Origin of the sequence: uncultured Sneathiella sp., from assembly GCF_963973085.1 — a bacterium.
In the GTDB taxonomy this organism is placed as follows: domain Bacteria; phylum Pseudomonadota; class Alphaproteobacteria; order Sneathiellales; family Sneathiellaceae; genus Sneathiella.
Genome location: NZ_CAXAXA010000004.1, coordinates 66,245 through 81,848 on the forward strand (window position 1 = coordinate 66,245; position 15,604 = coordinate 81,848).

At 53.2% G+C, this 15,604-nt stretch carries 15 protein-coding genes; 6 read left to right on the top strand and 9 right to left on the bottom strand.

Annotated elements, in window-relative coordinates; translation table 11 throughout:
• Nucleotides 1–51 precede the first annotated feature (51 nt).
• Together AACZ19_RS11000 and xseA are read right to left on the bottom strand one after the other, a co-directional pair.
• Complete coding sequence (locus AACZ19_RS11000) at nucleotides 52–867, bottom strand: M23 family metallopeptidase (RefSeq protein ID WP_339633875.1); 816 nt, start codon at nucleotides 865–867, stop codon at nucleotides 52–54.
• Nucleotides 864–2,300 (bottom strand): exodeoxyribonuclease VII large subunit, encoded by a 1,437-nt coding sequence (xseA, locus tag AACZ19_RS11005; protein WP_339633877.1) that lies wholly within the window; start codon nucleotides 2,298–2,300, stop codon nucleotides 864–866. Before xseA ends, AACZ19_RS11000 begins: the two co-directional genes overlap by 4 nt.
• Nucleotides 2,301–2,385: 85 nt before the next feature.
• Here xseA and purD point away from each other — a divergent pair, with 85 nt between their 5' ends.
• The 3 genes from purD to AACZ19_RS11020 are packed head-to-tail and all read left to right on the top strand — an operon-like array spanning nucleotide 2,386 to nucleotide 5,849.
• Nucleotides 2,386–3,660: a phosphoribosylamine--glycine ligase gene (gene purD / locus AACZ19_RS11010; protein WP_339633879.1), complete on the top strand. Its 1,275-nt coding sequence runs from the start codon at nucleotides 2,386–2,388 to the stop codon at nucleotides 3,658–3,660.
• A gap of 28 nt (nucleotides 3,661–3,688) precedes the next feature.
• Complete coding sequence (locus AACZ19_RS11015) at nucleotides 3,689–4,759, top strand: phosphotransferase family protein (RefSeq protein WP_339633881.1); 1,071 nt, start codon at nucleotides 3,689–3,691, stop codon at nucleotides 4,757–4,759.
• A gap of 40 nt (nucleotides 4,760–4,799) precedes the next feature.
• Nucleotides 4,800–5,849 (top strand): phosphotransferase, encoded by a 1,050-nt coding sequence (locus AACZ19_RS11020; protein WP_339633883.1) that lies wholly within the window; start codon nucleotides 4,800–4,802, stop codon nucleotides 5,847–5,849.
• Nucleotides 5,850–5,907: 58 nt separating this feature from the next.
• On the opposite strand, the gene AACZ19_RS11025 is transcribed toward AACZ19_RS11020, so the two are convergent.
• The 3 genes from AACZ19_RS11025 to AACZ19_RS11035 all read right to left on the bottom strand — a co-directional run bounded on the left by AACZ19_RS11025 (nucleotide 5,908) and on the right by AACZ19_RS11035 (nucleotide 8,033).
• Nucleotides 5,908–6,138 carry a hypothetical protein gene (locus tag AACZ19_RS11025; protein ID WP_339633884.1) on the bottom strand — a complete coding sequence of 77 codons (231 nt, stop codon included), beginning with the start codon at nucleotides 6,136–6,138 and terminating at the stop codon, nucleotides 5,908–5,910.
• 152 nt (nucleotides 6,139–6,290) lie between these two features.
• Complete coding sequence (locus AACZ19_RS11030; protein ID WP_339633885.1) at nucleotides 6,291–7,493, bottom strand: acyl-CoA dehydrogenase family protein; 1,203 nt, start codon at nucleotides 7,491–7,493, stop codon at nucleotides 6,291–6,293.
• 81 nt (nucleotides 7,494–7,574) lie between these two features.
• Nucleotides 7,575–8,033, bottom strand: coding sequence for a nucleoside deaminase (locus AACZ19_RS11035; protein WP_339633886.1), 459 nt, complete (start codon nucleotides 8,031–8,033; stop codon nucleotides 7,575–7,577).
• A gap of 116 nt (nucleotides 8,034–8,149) precedes the next feature.
• Here AACZ19_RS11035 and AACZ19_RS11040 point away from each other — a divergent pair, with 116 nt between their 5' ends.
• From AACZ19_RS11040 to rsmD, 3 genes are read left to right on the top strand one after another with little or no spacing between them, the layout of a single operon-like run.
• A complete protein-coding gene (locus AACZ19_RS11040; protein WP_339633887.1) occupies nucleotides 8,150–8,863 on the top strand; it encodes a gamma-glutamyl-gamma-aminobutyrate hydrolase family protein in 714 nt (237 codons plus the stop codon).
• A gap of 3 nt (nucleotides 8,864–8,866) precedes the next feature.
• Nucleotides 8,867–9,757 (top strand): pseudouridine synthase, encoded by an 891-nt coding sequence (locus tag AACZ19_RS11045; RefSeq protein ID WP_339633888.1) that lies wholly within the window; start codon nucleotides 8,867–8,869, stop codon nucleotides 9,755–9,757.
• Nucleotides 9,757–10,347, top strand: coding sequence for a 16S rRNA (guanine(966)-N(2))-methyltransferase RsmD (rsmD, locus tag AACZ19_RS11050; protein WP_339633889.1), 591 nt, complete (start codon nucleotides 9,757–9,759; stop codon nucleotides 10,345–10,347). The genes AACZ19_RS11045 and rsmD overlap by 1 nt, the downstream gene beginning before the upstream one ends.
• Here the strand turns inward: rsmD and AACZ19_RS11055 are convergent.
• The 4 genes from AACZ19_RS11055 to AACZ19_RS11070 form a co-directional block, all read right to left on the bottom strand.
• On the bottom strand, nucleotides 10,301–11,119 hold the full coding sequence (locus tag AACZ19_RS11055; protein WP_339633890.1) for a phytanoyl-CoA dioxygenase family protein: 819 nt from the start codon (nucleotides 11,117–11,119) through the stop codon (nucleotides 10,301–10,303). The two genes, rsmD and AACZ19_RS11055, sit on opposite strands and share 47 nt — an antisense overlap.
• Nucleotides 11,112–12,305 carry an NAD(P)/FAD-dependent oxidoreductase gene (locus tag AACZ19_RS11060; RefSeq protein ID WP_339633891.1) on the bottom strand — a complete coding sequence of 398 codons (1,194 nt, stop codon included), beginning with the start codon at nucleotides 12,303–12,305 and terminating at the stop codon, nucleotides 11,112–11,114. The genes AACZ19_RS11055 and AACZ19_RS11060 overlap by 8 nt, the downstream gene beginning before the upstream one ends.
• A 35-nt stretch (nucleotides 12,306–12,340) precedes the next feature.
• Complete coding sequence (gene mutL, locus AACZ19_RS11065; protein ID WP_339633892.1) at nucleotides 12,341–14,176, bottom strand: DNA mismatch repair endonuclease MutL; 1,836 nt, start codon at nucleotides 14,174–14,176, stop codon at nucleotides 12,341–12,343.
• 68 nt (nucleotides 14,177–14,244) lie between these two features.
• Nucleotides 14,245–15,597: a pitrilysin family protein gene (locus AACZ19_RS11070; RefSeq protein ID WP_339633894.1), complete on the bottom strand. Its 1,353-nt coding sequence runs from the start codon at nucleotides 15,595–15,597 to the stop codon at nucleotides 14,245–14,247.
• Nucleotides 15,598–15,604: the final 7 nt, after the last annotated feature.

Genomic DNA, 15,604 nt, shown 5'->3' on the forward strand with positions numbered 1-15,604 from the left:
CTTCTCGGGAGTTTTGGTGCCGTCAGCCAATTGGTCAGCTTGATCCGACATTTATTGTGCGGGCATCGGCCCCAATAGCAATTCTGGATCAAGCCGCTCTTCAAGCCAATTGAGGCGCCAGTCAAGATGTGGGCCCGTTGCCCGTCCTGTCGCGCCAATTTCACCGATCTTTTCGCCCTGTCTGACAAACTGGTCAACCACCACATCAATTTTGCTAAGATGAGAGTAGACGGAAACAAGTCCGTAGCCATGATCAATCATCACGGTCCCGCCTGTGTAAAAAAGATCGGCCTCTGCCATTCGCACCATTCCATCGGTCGAGGCAACGACCGAAGTTCCAACAGGCGCGGCGATATCCAATCCAAAATGGGGACGTTTTGGAATATCATTCAACACCCGCTGGCTACCATAAACTCCGCTCACACGGCCTTTTGCAGGCCACTGCCAACCGGAGAGAAACCAATTCTCAGGCGTTTCGAGTGCACGAATTCGCGCGATTTCTGCGTTTTCCTTTCGTATCCGCGCAAGGAACTCAGGGCTTGGCGTTACCTTGGATGGAGGTAATCCGTCGACCCGCTCGATTTGGTAATCCCGCTTGGTGACAGAAAGTGTTTTCGTCTCGTTTTGACCATCCGGATAAGAGATATCGAGCACCGCTGAGTCCTTGAAATCCCGACCAAAGCCGAAAAGAAACCGGCCTTCCGACGAAACGGTTACAGGCTCGCCATCCAGAACGACTTTGGCGCCGGGCTCCGTCTGCCCGATAACGAGGCCGCCTTGCGTGAAATTTCCGGTCAAAGTAACACGATCGGCAAGTGCATTCAGGGAAAACAGGAAAGCGACAAGAAACAAACTCAACCGGATCATAAAAGGCTTCCCTGCTTTGGAGTTGACTTTGATTTTGGCGCCTTTTTGGGGGCGGATGTAGTTTTGCCGCCTGTGCCGCCCTGGAATATCGCTGCCGCCTTGCCGTCAGAAAACTCGACATCAACCATGCGGCCTGCAGTAGCGCCCGCTACCGACGAAATGGGCTTGCCCGCATCATCCAAGACGATACTGTAGCCCCGTTTCAGCACCCTCCGGAAGGAGAGGCTTTCCAGCAATCTCACTGTTGCTTCCAGTCTATCTCCGGCACGATCCTTTTTTATGGTCAAACTGCGGGTCATTTGTCGGTCAAGATGATTCAGCCTGTCTTCATGCTGCGCCAATGGTCGTGTCAGCAGTTGCGGACGCAGCTTAGCAATGGCGCCCGAGAATTGCTGCTTCTTGAAGTTCAGGTTGCCTGAAACGGATTGACGCAAGCGACTGTCCAGATGGTCCAAATGCTGAATTTTTTCCGCAATCAGAGACGCCGGATCACGAAGGCCGCGCGAGAGTCCTGCTAGCCTCTCTCGCTTGTCTGACAAGGACCGGTTCAGGCTGCGCTTGATGCGTCGGTCCTGATCGTCAAGATAGGCGATAAGCTCCGACCGGACGGGCACCGCAATTTCCGCAGCGGCCGACGGTGTCGGTGCGCGCCGATCCGATGCATAATCAATCAGTGTTGTGTCCGTTTCATGCCCAACTGCCGAAATCAACGGGATGACGCTCTCCGCTGCTGCGCGAACGACTTCTTCCTCGTTGAACGCCCACAGATCCTCAAGACTACCGCCACCCCGCGCCACGATAAGGAGATCCGGCCGCGGAATATCTCCATGCTCCGGCAGGGCATTGAAGCCACGTATCGCCTCCGCGATCTGGCCGGACGCACTCTCTCCCTGCACCAGCACAGGCCAAAGAAGGACATGAGTCGGGAAACGGTCTCGCAGGCGATGCAGAATATCCCGGATGACCGCTCCGGTCGGCGATGTGACGACGCCGATAGTCCGTGGAAGATAGGGAAGCGCTTTTTTCCGGCTCGGTTCAAACAGGCCTTCCGAAGCGAGCTTCTTTTTCCGCTCCTCCAGCAGCGCCATCAACGCGCCGACGCCCGCGGGCTCCATTACATCAATCACAATCTGGTATTTGGAGCGTCCGGGATAGGTTGTCAGCTTACCTGTACACACGACCTCCAGCCCGTCTTCCGGACGGAAACTTAGCCTGTCGGCCATGCCGCGCCACATAATTCCGTCCAGTACCGCCTTGTCGTCCTTGAGCGTCAGATACACATGGCCTGATGCAGCACGTTTCAGACCGGAAATTTCCGCCCTTACCCGAACATGACCGAAATTATCTTCAACTGTCCGCTTAAGCGCACCGCTCAGCTCGGAAACAGTATACTCATGAATATTGGAAGAACCGGAATTCAGATTTTCTGACACAATTTACCTTCAAGATTGTTTGGCCTGCCGCCACAGTATGCTACAAACTCTCGTCTGTCCTTCATAGGAATTGTTACGAAAAAATATGAAAATTCTTGTTATTGGCTCTGGTGGGCGTGAGCATGCACTTTGCTGGGCCCTCAAAAAATCTCCCCTCATAAGCAAGCTATACTGTGCGCCTGGAAATGGCGGCATTGAGGACGTGGCGGATTGTGTTCCGATCAAAGCCGAGGATATTTCGGCAATTATTGATTTTTGCAAGCAGGAAGCGGTTGATTTTGTTGTCATCGGCCCCGAAGATCCGCTGGTGATGGGGCTGGTGGATGCGCTCGATGACGCGGGTATCAAGTGTTTCGGCCCCCGCGCCGCCGCCGCCCAGCTTGAAGGCTCCAAAGGCTTCATGAAGGACCTCTGTCGCACCTACAATATACCGACAGCGTCATATCAACGGTTCGACAATACAGAAGCCGCGAAGAAGTATGTTGAGAGCCAGAGCCTGCCCATTGTTATAAAGGCAGACGGGCTGGCCGCCGGAAAGGGCGTCATTATTGCCGAAACTCAAGCCGAGGCAAAAGAGACTATCGACGAGATTTTCGGCGGACTTTTTGGCGGCGCAGGCGCGGAAATTGTGATTGAGGAATTCATGGAAGGCGAGGAGGCAAGCTTCTTTGTTCTGACGGACGGTGAGAATATTCTCCCCCTTGCGACAGCACAGGATCATAAAGCCGTTGGTGACGGCGATACGGGGCTGAACACCGGGGGTATGGGCGCCTACTCCCCGGCACCGGTGATGACAGATGACATGATCGCCCTCACCATGAGCAGGATCATAGAACCCACCGTCGCTGCCATGAAAGAGCACGGGACACCCTATACCGGGGTGCTCTATGCAGGGCTGATGATTACAAAAGACGGTCCCAAGCTTATTGAATATAATGTTCGTTTCGGCGACCCCGAATGCCAGGTTCTCTGTGCACGGATGGACAGTGACCTTTTGCCGGCTCTTATCGCTACCTCGGATAAATCCCTCGCTTCTATTTCCCTGGAATGGAAAGCGGACACTGCCCTGCTCGTGGTTATGGCCGCAAACGGATATCCAGGAGAATATGAGAAAAATACCGAGATTGATGGGCTCACCGAAGCAGCTGATATTGATGATGTCCTGATCTTTCATGCCGGCACAAAACGGCAGGGCAGTAAAATGCTCTCCGTCGGGGGGCGTGTGCTCGGAATCACGGGAATGGGAAAAAGCGTTAAACAAGCACAGAAAAATGCGTATAGTGGCGTGGCTGCGATTAGCTGGCCGGAAGGTTTCTGCCGATCCGATATTGGGTGGCGGGCAGTGGATCGCGATGTATAAGGGTAAATAACAACAAGAAGGGGCAAAAATGTCCGACGATTCAGCCCAGTTTTCGGGTACTATGGAAGTCCGTGAACGCTTAAAGTTCGATGTAGCAAAACTTGAGGCCTACCTTAAGCAAAATGTTGCTGGGTTCCAGGGCCCGTTGGACGTTGCGCAATTCAAGGGCGGACAATCCAACCCCAGCTATATGCTCACTACTCCGGACCGGAAATATGTGCTGCGGCGCAAACCTCCGGGGAAGCTTCTTCCCTCAGCTCACGCAGTAGATCGGGAATATCGCGTCCTGACCGCGCTTACGAATACCGAGGTGCCGGTCCCGAAAACATATTGCCTTTGCGAGGATGAAGACGTTATCGGCACCATGTTCTATGTCATGGAATTTTTGGACGGTGATATCGAATGGGATCCATCCCTTCCGAATTACTCCAAGGCCAACCGTGTCGCCGTTTTTGACAGCATGAATGCCGCCATGGCATCGCTTCATATGGTTGATTACAAATCGGTGGGACTGGAAAGTTTTGGCAAGCCAACAGACTATCTCGCGCGCCAAATTAACCGCTGGACCAAGCAATATAAAGCGTCGGAAACCGAAACAGTCGAAGCCATGGATAATCTGATGGCCTGGCTGCCCGAGAATATTCCACCAGGTGACGAGACAGCCATAGTCCACGGTGACTACCGATTGGATAACACGGTTCTCAACAAGGATACTCACCGTGTAATGGGCATCCTTGATTGGGAGTTGGCAACATTAGGGCATCCGCTTGCGGATTTTTCATATCATTGCATGACATGGCGACTTGAACCGGAGCTGTTCCGTGGTCTGAACGGGCTTGATCTCCCGGCGCTCGGCATCCCGACAGAAGAGCAGTATGTCGCCTCCTATTGTGAACGTACAGGGCGCGACGGTATCGAGAACTGGGATTTCTATGCAGCCTATAACATGTTCCGCCTTGCTGCCATTTTGCAGGGGATTGTCGGCCGGGTAAAAGACGGTACGGCATCCAATAAAAACGCTGCCGACGTTGCGGTTCGTGTGAAACCACTTGCAATACGCGGTTGGGAACAAGCGGAAAAAATTATAAAGGGCGCGTAGACGTTTCTACCCAATAAGAAACTAGACAACAGGGAATATCATGGCGGACGGAGTAGAGATCATCCCGGTCCGGGAAATACATCAGTTTAACGAGGGCGCCCTTTTCGATTATCTTACTGAAAATGTTGACGGTTTCAGTGGGCCGCTCCAGATCAGCCAGTTTCAGGGAGGGCAGTCCAACCCGACCTTTCTGCTCAAGACACCAGAACGTGAATATGTGATGCGTAAGAAACCACCAGGGAATCTTCTTCCTTCTGCGCATGCGGTGGATCGGGAGTATAAAGTCATTTCCGCCCTGAAAGATACGGATGTGCCCGTTCCGCACACTTATTGTCTCTGCGAGGACGACAGCATTATCGGCACCGCCTTTTATATCATGGAAAAGATTGAGGGGCGGGTCCTCACGACACCGGCGCTGCCGGGTATAGAGCCAGAGGATCGCACTGCTATCTATGACTCAATGAATGACGCTCTCGCCAAGCTTCACAGTGTAGATGTCGACTCAGTCGGCCTTTCCTATTTCGGCAGGAAAGGAGGCTATCTGGCCCGCCAGGTCCATCGGTGGAGTAAGCAGTACCGCGCATCCCAAACGCATGATCTCGAGGGCATGGAAAATCTCATCAAATGGCTGCCGGAAAATATTCCTGACAATGATGAAAGCGCTATTGTTCATGGTGATTATCGCCTTGGAAATTTGATTTTGCATCCGACGGAGCCAAGAGTGCTTGCCGTTCTTGACTGGGAACTCGCGACCATCGGGCATCCCCTCTCGGATCTTGCCTATAACTGTATGGCATACCATTTCATCCATCCCATCAATGGCGGACTTGTCGGTGTGGATCTTAACAAATCAGGTATTCCAACGGAGGAGGTCTATATCGACGCCTACTGCAAGCGTACAGGGCGCGATGGCATCGACAACTGGGAGTTCTATGTTGCCTTTTCTTTATTCCGCATAACCGCGATTGTTCAGGGCGTCTACAAGCGGGGCCTTGACGGGAATTCAAGCTCTGTAGTGGGTGAAGAATATGCGCAATACGTCAAAATGGTGGCCGATTTAGCGTGGCAACGTATCGAAAGACAACGATAAACTTAAGACAATCAATTCGATTGCTTCTGTATAGCCATGAATAAGAAGACATGCGCTTTTAATTTTTTTCCGCGTCTTCAATACGCAGATTGGCCCACCGCTGGATACATTCTGTCGGCTCCATAACCAAGCCTGCCGCTTCCCCAAGACCTGTGACGGGTTGCAAGCCTGCGTGTGCGGTCAAATCCTGAGTTAACCACTCACACGGATCAAGGCTTTCATACCGATACAAGAAGCCGGCGACAACAACAATGACGCCCAGCATTACCCAACCCAGAATTTTGATCATTCTTTAAAAACCCAAACACATACGCCGCTATAGACAGGAATAAGCCTGTATATAGGTAAACCCTTGTCGCATCCTAACGAAAAATTGGACTGGAAAAAGAAAGGCTCCCACACGGGAGCCTTTCCGCTTGATAGATCAATTCCCTGCAGACATCAATCATACTTCTTAAGTTCCAAGCGACCGATCTGGTTGCGATGCACTTCATCCGGCCCGTCCGCGAGACGCAAGGTACGAGAATGAGCGTAAGCGAAAGCAAGACCGAAATCATCGCTGACACCGCCGGCGCCATGCGCCTGAATTGCCCAATCAATAATCTTACCGGTGATATTCGGAGCGATAACCTTGATCATGGCGATCTCCGCTTTGGCTTCCTTATTGCCGACTGTGTCCATCATGTAGGCGGCTTTAAGCGTAAGCAACCGGGCCTGCTCGATCATACCGCGGGATTCAGCGATCCGCTCCAGCGTGACAGTCTGTTCCGCAATCGGCTTACCAAAGGCAATGCGCGATTTCACCCGTTTGCACATTTTCTCAAGTGCCCGCTCGGCCACACCAATCTGCCGCATGCAATGATGGATGCGGCCCGGGCCAAGACGCCCTTGCGCAATCTCAAAACCGCGTCCCTCACCCAACAACATGTGATCCGCCGGGACTCTTACATCCTTGAACTCCACTTCAGCATGGCCATGCGGGGCATCGTCATAACCGAAAACTGGAAGAAACCGTTTAACATTGATACCGGGGGTATCCATGGGAACGATAATCATTGATTGTTGTTTATATCGTGACGCTGATTTGTCAGTTTTACCCATAAAGATCAAAACTTTGCAGCGTGGGTCATAGGCACCCGAAGTCCACCATTTAGTGCCGTTGATGACATACTCATCACCGTCCCGGTTGATCTCGGATTCAATATTCGTCGCATCGGAGGAAGCCACAGCCGGCTCCGTCATGGCAAAGGCCGAGCGAATTTCACCTTCCAGTAAAGGTTTCAGCCAGCGTTCCTTCAACTCTTCGCTCGCATATCGCTCAAATACTTCCATATTTCCGGTATCCGGGGCGGAGCAATTGAAAACCTCCGGTGCGAAACTGACGCGCCCCATGATTTCGCAAAGTGGTGCGTATTCAAGGTTTGTAAGACCCGCGCCACGGTCACTTTCCGGTAGAAACAGGTTCCACAAGCCCGCTGCCTTGGCCTTCTCTTTCAGTTCCTCGACGATCGCTGTCGGCTGCCAGCGATCTCCCTCGTCAACCTGATCGTAAAATACCTGTTCATTAGGATAGACATGCTCGTCCATGAACGCCTGCACCCGTCCCTGCAGCTCTTTCACCTTGTCTGAATATTCGAAGTTCATCCGCTGTTCCTTCTTGTTATTTTGGGTTTTTGTTATTTTGGGTTTTTGTTATTATTCGTTGCCGTCGCCATCATTAAATATTTAGCGACGGGTTTCAAAGAAATTCTTTAATAAAGCGGCCGATTTGCTTTCCTGCAGGCCGCCATATATTTCTGGCCGGTGGTGACAACTTGTCTGATCGAAAATCCGCGCCCCATATTCCACCCCACCGCCCTTGGGATCATAAGCACCAAAATAGAGCCGCCTGATACGGGCGAGAGAAATTGCTGCCGCACACATCGGACAGGGTTCAAGCGTAACATATAAATCGCAGTCCACAAGCCTTTGGCTACCGATCATGTTTCCCGCTGCCCGGATCGCCAGCATCTCCGCATGGGCTGTTGGATCGTGGCGGCCTATCATTTGGTTTCCAACGTTCGCGACAACACGTCCGGATTTTGTATCAACGATCACTGCGCCAATCGGTACCTCCCCGCGATGCCCGGCAATTTCCGCCGTGCGATAAGCCAGATCCATATAGTCGGCAATTTCATTATCCATGGCAGCAACCTCGCAATTCGCTTCCTTTCCGTCAAGCAATAGTAATTTAAGGATTTTATTGGAGCATTCGCAAAGAGGCCAGTTGAGTTGCAGACGATAGAGGACTAAAAGAAAGCATGAGCATTCCTGTTATTGGCATAACCCTCGATTCGGAGGATCCCGGCGGCTATTCCAACATGCCTTGGTATGCGCTTCGGCAAAACTATGCCGATGTCATTGTCGAGAGCGGAGGCCTGCCCCTTGCCCTCCCCCACGAGCCCGACCATGTTGCAGCCTATGTCGAAAATCTCGATGGCCTCGTCGTGACGGGCGGAGCGTTTGATGTCGACCCTGGCATGTTCGGCGCAACAACCCGCCATGATACGGTCATCACAAAAGACAGGCGCACCCTGTTCGAGAAGAATATTACGGAAGCCATGCTCGCGGCGAACAAGCCGGTTCTTGGCATCTGTGGCGGACAGCAACTTCTGCATGTCATCCTTGGCGGTACTCTCATCCAGCACATTCCGGACGAGGTGGAGAATGCCCTCGCGCATGAACAACCCAACCCCCGAACGGAGGCCGGGCACAGCGTCAAGGTCGTAACCGGCACTCTCCTGCATCGTATTGTTGGAACCGACACCCTAGCCGTTAACAGCGCTCATCATCAGGCGGCAAAAGAGGTAAGTTCGAATATTACTGTCAACGCGATTGCCGAGGACGGGGTCATTGAAGGGATTGAGGATAACCGATATCGGTTCTGCCTTGGTGTCCAATGGCATCCTGAGTATCTCATATCAGAAGGAGACCGGCGGATAATCGATGCCTTCATCAAAGCCTCCGCCGAGTAAAAAATGACAACAGAGAATTCACAGAAAGAACGGATTGCCAAACGGATGGCCCGCGCCGGACTATGTTCACGACGTGAGGCCGAACGCTGGATTGAGGCAGGCCGCGTGTCCGTCAATGGCAAGAAGCTTGAAACCGCGGCCTTTACCGTTGACCAGAATGACAAAATCACCGTGGACGGAAACGACATTCCTGCACTTGAGCGGCCCCGTCTCTGGCGTTATCACAAACCGCCGGGATTGGTTACCAGCCATAGAGACGAAAAAGGGCGCGAGACCGTTTTCGATAAACTGCCGGAGGAACTGCCGCGCGTCATTTCCGTCGGACGACTGGATTTGAACTCGGAGGGATTACTGCTACTCACCAATGACGGCGAGCTGGCCCGAAAACTTGAGCTGCCCGCGACAGGCTGGAAACGAAAGTACCGCGTTCGGGTTCATGGACATCCAAAAGAGGCGGATATACAAAAGCTCGCCAAGGGCCTCACCATAGAGGGGGTGCGTTATGACGCGATCGAATGCACGGTCGACAGCAGCAAGGGTGCAAATAGCTGGCTGACAATTTCATTGCGTGAAGGCAAAAACCGTGAAATCCGCAAAGTGATGGAATACTTTGGTTATACGGTATCCCGCTTGATCCGTATATCCTATGGCCCGATGTCGCTGGGGGATTTGCGCGCCGGTGCCGTCGAAGAGGTAAAATCAAAGATCCTGCGCGACCAGATGGGAGTGGCAAAATTCGAGGAAGACGAAGAGCCTCCCCAAAAGGGGCAGCGCCCGCCACGCGGCAAACGGACGGTAAATTTTAAAAAGCCGCAGGCTTCCTCAAAGCCCTCTTCGAGCGGCCAAAAACGGCCCGTGTTGAAGGCCCGCTCTGCGACCAAGCGCACCGACTGATGCGGATCGTCGGCGGCAATCTCCGGGGAAAAAAGCTGCTTCTCCCAGAAGACAAACGTATCCGCCCAACATCCGACCGTACAAGAGAGGCCCTTTTCAACATTCTCGGTCATGACGGGGATATGAGAAGTGAGCATGGTCCTCTCCCCACTGGGGCACGTACCCTCGACCTATTCGCAGGAACAGGCGCGCTTGGGCTGGAAGCGCTCTCGCGCGGCGCAGGGCATGTTACATTCATAGATAATCATCCGGACAGCCTCAAACTCATCGGCGCAAACATCCGGCATATGAACCTCTCCCGGCGTGCGGACATATTAAGGCAGGACGTGGCCTCACTTGGCAATACAAGTGCACCGTATGATCTTGTATTGATGGATCCTCCGTACGGGGCTGATCTCGCTATGCCATGCATACTGGCCCTCATAGAGGGAAACTGGCTCAAGCCCAGCGCCATTATCGTGATAGAGCTTGGTGTGAAAGATATGTTTGAGCTTCCTCATGGCTTCGATTTACTGAAAGACCGAACTTATGGCGCCGCCCGGCTTATTTTCCTTCGGATAACACCGGATCAATATGGCGGTACTTCCTGAACTGCGATCCGATAAGCGCAAGTCGTTCTTCGAAGGATGGTAATTGCGCCGCATTGATCAAAGGTTCGGCCAACGGGTGAAAGCTGCAATTCTGAAATTCAAGTGACAAGCTCAGGCGCGGATTCTGGGCTGTCGCCGAGTACCGGCCGCCCCAATGATATAAGTCCTGCGGCCAGCCGAGCACCGATCCGGCCCTGGCTGGCAACGCTCGTGCAGAAAGCAGGTCAAGTTTATCCGGCAACAGTACTCCTTCGACCTCTCCGTCACCTGATTTTGGCAGGACATACATGCATCCGTTTGCCTCATCCGTATCGGTGAGGGGTACCCAAAGAGACAAACTCATCAACACCGCATCGGCGCCTTCACCGAAAACCGTGTCCGCATCACAATCGCGATGTGGCGGCCAGCCGCGTGCGCCCTCTGCCTTCAAATGCCAAGCCCACAGGTTCGGGAGAACGGCAAATTTTTCTCCAAGAAAATGCTGCACTAACCGGTTCAAGCGCAAAAAAAGCCACCAAGGCTGATCATACAGAAAAATATAAACTGGCGGGATATCCGCAGCGTCCAATGCGTACATTGCGTCGCGAACTGGTGCTGTCTCGGTTTCGTTCAACAAGGACGGAATATTGAAATAGCCCTTTTGCCAGAAATGACCAGAGATTTCGCCAAGCATCTCGTCAGAGAGTGGCAGTTCCGTCACTTCGCACGGCGCACCAATTGTCAGCCTGGGGGCAAGAGTCTGCCATTCTTCCTGATTCATTTGCTCAAACATATTGACCTGCCACATAGCCGGATGACCAGGCCCATTGGAAATTATAACCACCGAGGAAACCGGTAACATCGACAGCCTCCCCGATAAAGAATAATCCCTTCACGTCCTTTGCTTCCATGGTCTTGGAATGAAGGGCCGCCGTACTGACACCGCCAACTGTTATCTCTGCCTTGGCATACCCTTCTGTTCCTGTTGGATATATTTTAACCAGTTTAACTAATTTTACCAAATTTCTGATGTGCTTGTCGGAGCAATTACCGATTTCAGGCAAGTTATCCAAACTGACCAGTAGCTTCGAAACCAGTCTGGTAGGCAGGAACTCTTTTAGTAAGCTGCTTACCTGAATTTTTGGCTGGCTCCGCCGCTTTTCTTTAAGCAACTTCTCCAGGTGGACTTCCGGCAGGAAGTCGATTGTCACAGCGTCACCGGGTTCCCAGAATGAAGAAATCTGCAATATGGCCGGGCCACTGAGGCCGCGATGCGTAAATAACAAGTTTTCCCGAAAACATGTTTTGCCAAGGCGGATTTCCACGTCAGCGGAAACACCTGTGAGATCCGCAAAGCGTTTCTTGTCCTCCGGTGCGAAGGTGAAGGGCACGAGCCCTGCTTTCGGGTTCGTCAGGGGCAAGCCGAACGCCTTCGCCATACGATAGGCAATATCATTCGCCCCCATTTTCGGGATGGAGAGGCCACCGGTCGCAATGACGAGACTTTGGGAGTAAATGGTTTGGCGGCCAACCGACGTGACAAACCCTTCCTCCGTATTCTTCGTATCTTCCGCCCCGCTTTCCAGCCAGATAGTGACACCCGCCTGATCGCATTGTTTCTCTAGCATGGCCACGATCCGGTTCGAACTGTCATCACAGAAAAGTTGGCCCAGCTTCTTCTCATGATAGGCAATATCGTGTTTCTCTACGAGGGCGATAAAATCCGTTTGTGTATACTGGCGCAGCGCAGATTTGCAAAAATGCGGATTCTCCGAGATGAATTTTTCCGGTCCAGCAAACAGATTGGTAAAATTGCAGCGCCCGCCGCCGGAGATCAGGATTTTTTGGCCACATTTCCGCGATTTTTCGAGCAGCAGGACCCGGCGGCCACGCTTTCCTGCCTCAATCGCGCACATCATGCCCGCTGCGCCCGCGCCAATGACCACAACGTCAAACTTCTGCGCGTCCGCTCGCGTCATTTTATTACCTTGTTGATTGATTATCGGGAATGGTTCTAGCGTCGTCCGAACAGTTTTTCAATATCGCCGAGTTGTAGTTCCACATAGGTCGGACGACCGTGATTACACTGACCGCTATGCGGTGTAACTTCCATTTCCCGCAATAACGCATTCATCTCATCGATACTCAAGCGGCGGCCCGCACGCACAGAACCGTGGCACGCCATCGTTGCACAGACATCGTCCAGACGGTCCTTGAGAGACAGGGCTGTGTCCAACTCTCCCAGATCATCCGCGAGGTCCTGAACGAGGCCCTTGATGTTACATTCGCCCAGCATCGCTGGCGTTTCCCGAACCACAATCGCGCCGACACCAAAAGGTTCCAGTAGCAATCCCATTTCCGCAAGCTCTTCTGCACGTTCCGCAAGACGGTTTGCGGCAACCTCGTCCAGCTCCACCACTTCGGGGAGGAGGAGCATCTGTCTCGCGACGGCTTTTTGCGATAGCTGCTTCTTCATGCGCTCCATGACCAAACGCTCATGGGCGGCATGCTGATCCACCAGAATGAGCCCTTTTGCGGTTTGGGCTACGATATAGGTTTCATGTAGCTGGCTTCGGGCGGCACCCAACGGATATTCTTCCAATGCACGGGCGCTTTCCCGCTGTGCCGGTGTTTCCTCCGAATGCCTAGCCATTGGTGGACTAGATGCATTGAGAGGCGCCTGATAGTCAGCACCGGCTTCCGCAAGACCCGGTGAGGGATTTTGCAGCATAGCCTCGTTCCACCGACCCCAATTTCCAGACGGGCGGCTTTGCGACTGAAACGGGAGCGGGTTGCTCTGTTGGCGAAAGGCGCCAAGCGCCTGCCCTGAAATAGTCGAAGAGGCGCGATGGCCATTCTCGGCAAGCGCATGACGAAGAGCCCCGACAATCAGGCCGCGCACGCCTCCGGAATCCCGAAATCGCACCTCCGCTTTCGCCGGATGAACATTGACGTCCACCTGATCCGGCGGCAACTCCAGAAAGAGTGCCAGGAGCGGATGACGGTTTCGGGCGAGTAAATCCATATAGGCCCCACGAACGGCGCCGGTAAACAACTTGTCACGTACCGGACGTCCATTAACGAACATGAACTGCATCATGGCATTTCCGCGGTTAAAGGTCGGCACCCCGGCATATCCCGCCAGTTTTATACCGTCTCGCTCCGCCTCAATCCGGATGGCATTTTCAGAAAATTCCCGGCCCATGACCGCGCCAAGCCGACCCAGCCAGCTATCGAAAAGGTCACCTTCTGCACCCGTTACCCGAAGCGCTGTGCGGTTTTCATCGGCGAGTGTGAAGGAAATTGACGGAAACGCCATGGCAAGTCGACGCATGACATCCAGCGCCGCGCCAAACTCGGCACGTTCCGTTTTCAGAAATTTGAGTCGTGCGGGCGTCGCGAAGAATAAATCCCGCACTTCGACCCGCGTCCCCTCCGGCCCTCCTTCAGGCGCGATAGTACCTTTGCGGCCACCTTCAACACTAAGTTTCCAGGCACTCTCCGCCCCTTTCTGACGAGACGTAATCGTCATACGGCTGACCGAGGCAATGGACGGCACTGCCTCACCCCGAAATCCGAGATTCTGTATAAATACGAGATCATCATCGGGAAGCTTGGACGTCGCATGGCGCTCAAAACACAGCTCCAGTTCTTCGGCGCTCATGCCGGAGCCGTTATCCGTTACAGTAATCAAGGAGCGCCCGCCATCGCGCATCACGACATCAATCTTTGTCGCGCCAGCATCGATGGCGTTTTCCACCAGTTCCTTAACCGCGGACGCAGGCCGCTCCACCACCTCCCCGGCAGCAATCTGGTTTACGATATTTTCGGGCAGGCGTCGTAGGGTCATTCTTGATCCAGCGGGATAATTCAAGGAGACTTTAGCAAAATTGCCAAGGCGGGCCTAGGCCCCTTCTCCTAATTCTTTTGAGCCCCTGCCCCCAAGGCCTCAAGGTTTTCCGGCTGGCCCGCAACGACAACAATCAGCTTGTCCGGATCAAGCAGTTTCTGTGCAACCCGCTTGATATCCTCCTGCGTTACGGCATCGATCAGTTTCGGCCGATCATCCAGATAATCAGTTGGCAGATTGCTAAACTGCATCGCCACGAGAATATCGGCAATACGATCGTTGGAAGAAAGACTAAGCGGAAAGGAGCCGTTCAAATAAGTTTTGGCTGCCGCGAGTTCCCCCTCCGTTACGCCGTCTGCACGAATGCCCTCAAGTTCCGCCTCAACAAGGTCAAGGGCGGCCTTGACTGACGCATTGCTAGTGCCGAACCCGCCCATTTGCAGCCCGGCAGATTTCATCGGATAAAGATAAGTATAGACCGAATAAACCAGTCCCCGCTTTTCCCTGATTTCCTCCGTCAGGCGCGATTGGAAGCTGCCGCCACCAAGGATGTAGTTCAATACATATGCGGCGTAATAGTCCGGATCGTCCCGTTTCAGGCCCTGCCCACCGAAAACAACAACACTTTGCGGTATCTCTTGCGGAATAATCTTGATTGCGGCTTCCTGAAGCGGTTTCGTCTGCGGAACGGCTGGGATGTCCGCTTTGTCAGGAAGCGCGCCAAATGTCTTATCGAGAAGAGGGCCCAATTCCGCCGCGCTGATGTCCCCGACGACACCGATCACCATGTTGTCTTTGCCAAGACGTGTTTCGGCAAAAGCGACCAGATCCTCCCTTGTTACGGCAGCCATGCTTTCCAAGGTTCCTTCTGATGGCAGGCTATAGGGATGGTCACCGAAAGCCAGTTCAAACCAGACGCGGCCGGCAAGGCTGTTGGGGTCTGACAATTTCCGGTTTAGGGAGGCCAGGATCTGTCCACGAATACGCTCCACGGGCTCCGCATCGAAACGCGGGTTCGTCACGGCAAGACCGAATAGCCGAAATGCCTCTTCCGTATTTTCACTCAAGGTTTTAAGGCTGCCGGAAAAGCTGTCCTTACTTGCGTCAAACCCGAGCTGTATTGCCAAATCCGATAATATCTCCTGAAAGGTCTTGCTGTCATACTCGCCAGCGCCTTCATCCATTGTTGAAGACGCGAGATAGGCCAAACCTGCCATGTCAGCCGGATCAAGGCTTGACCCACCCCGCCAGGCGACATTCATGCTTACAATGGGGATGGATGGTTCTTCAACCAGCCATGCCTTTATCCCGCCGGGACTAACGATCTTCTGGATGTCCACAGCTTGTGCCGGGACCGAAACAAGTACCACCAGAGCAAAAACAAAGGGTGCGACAAAGGCGCGATAAGCTTGTTGCATCATGGATCCT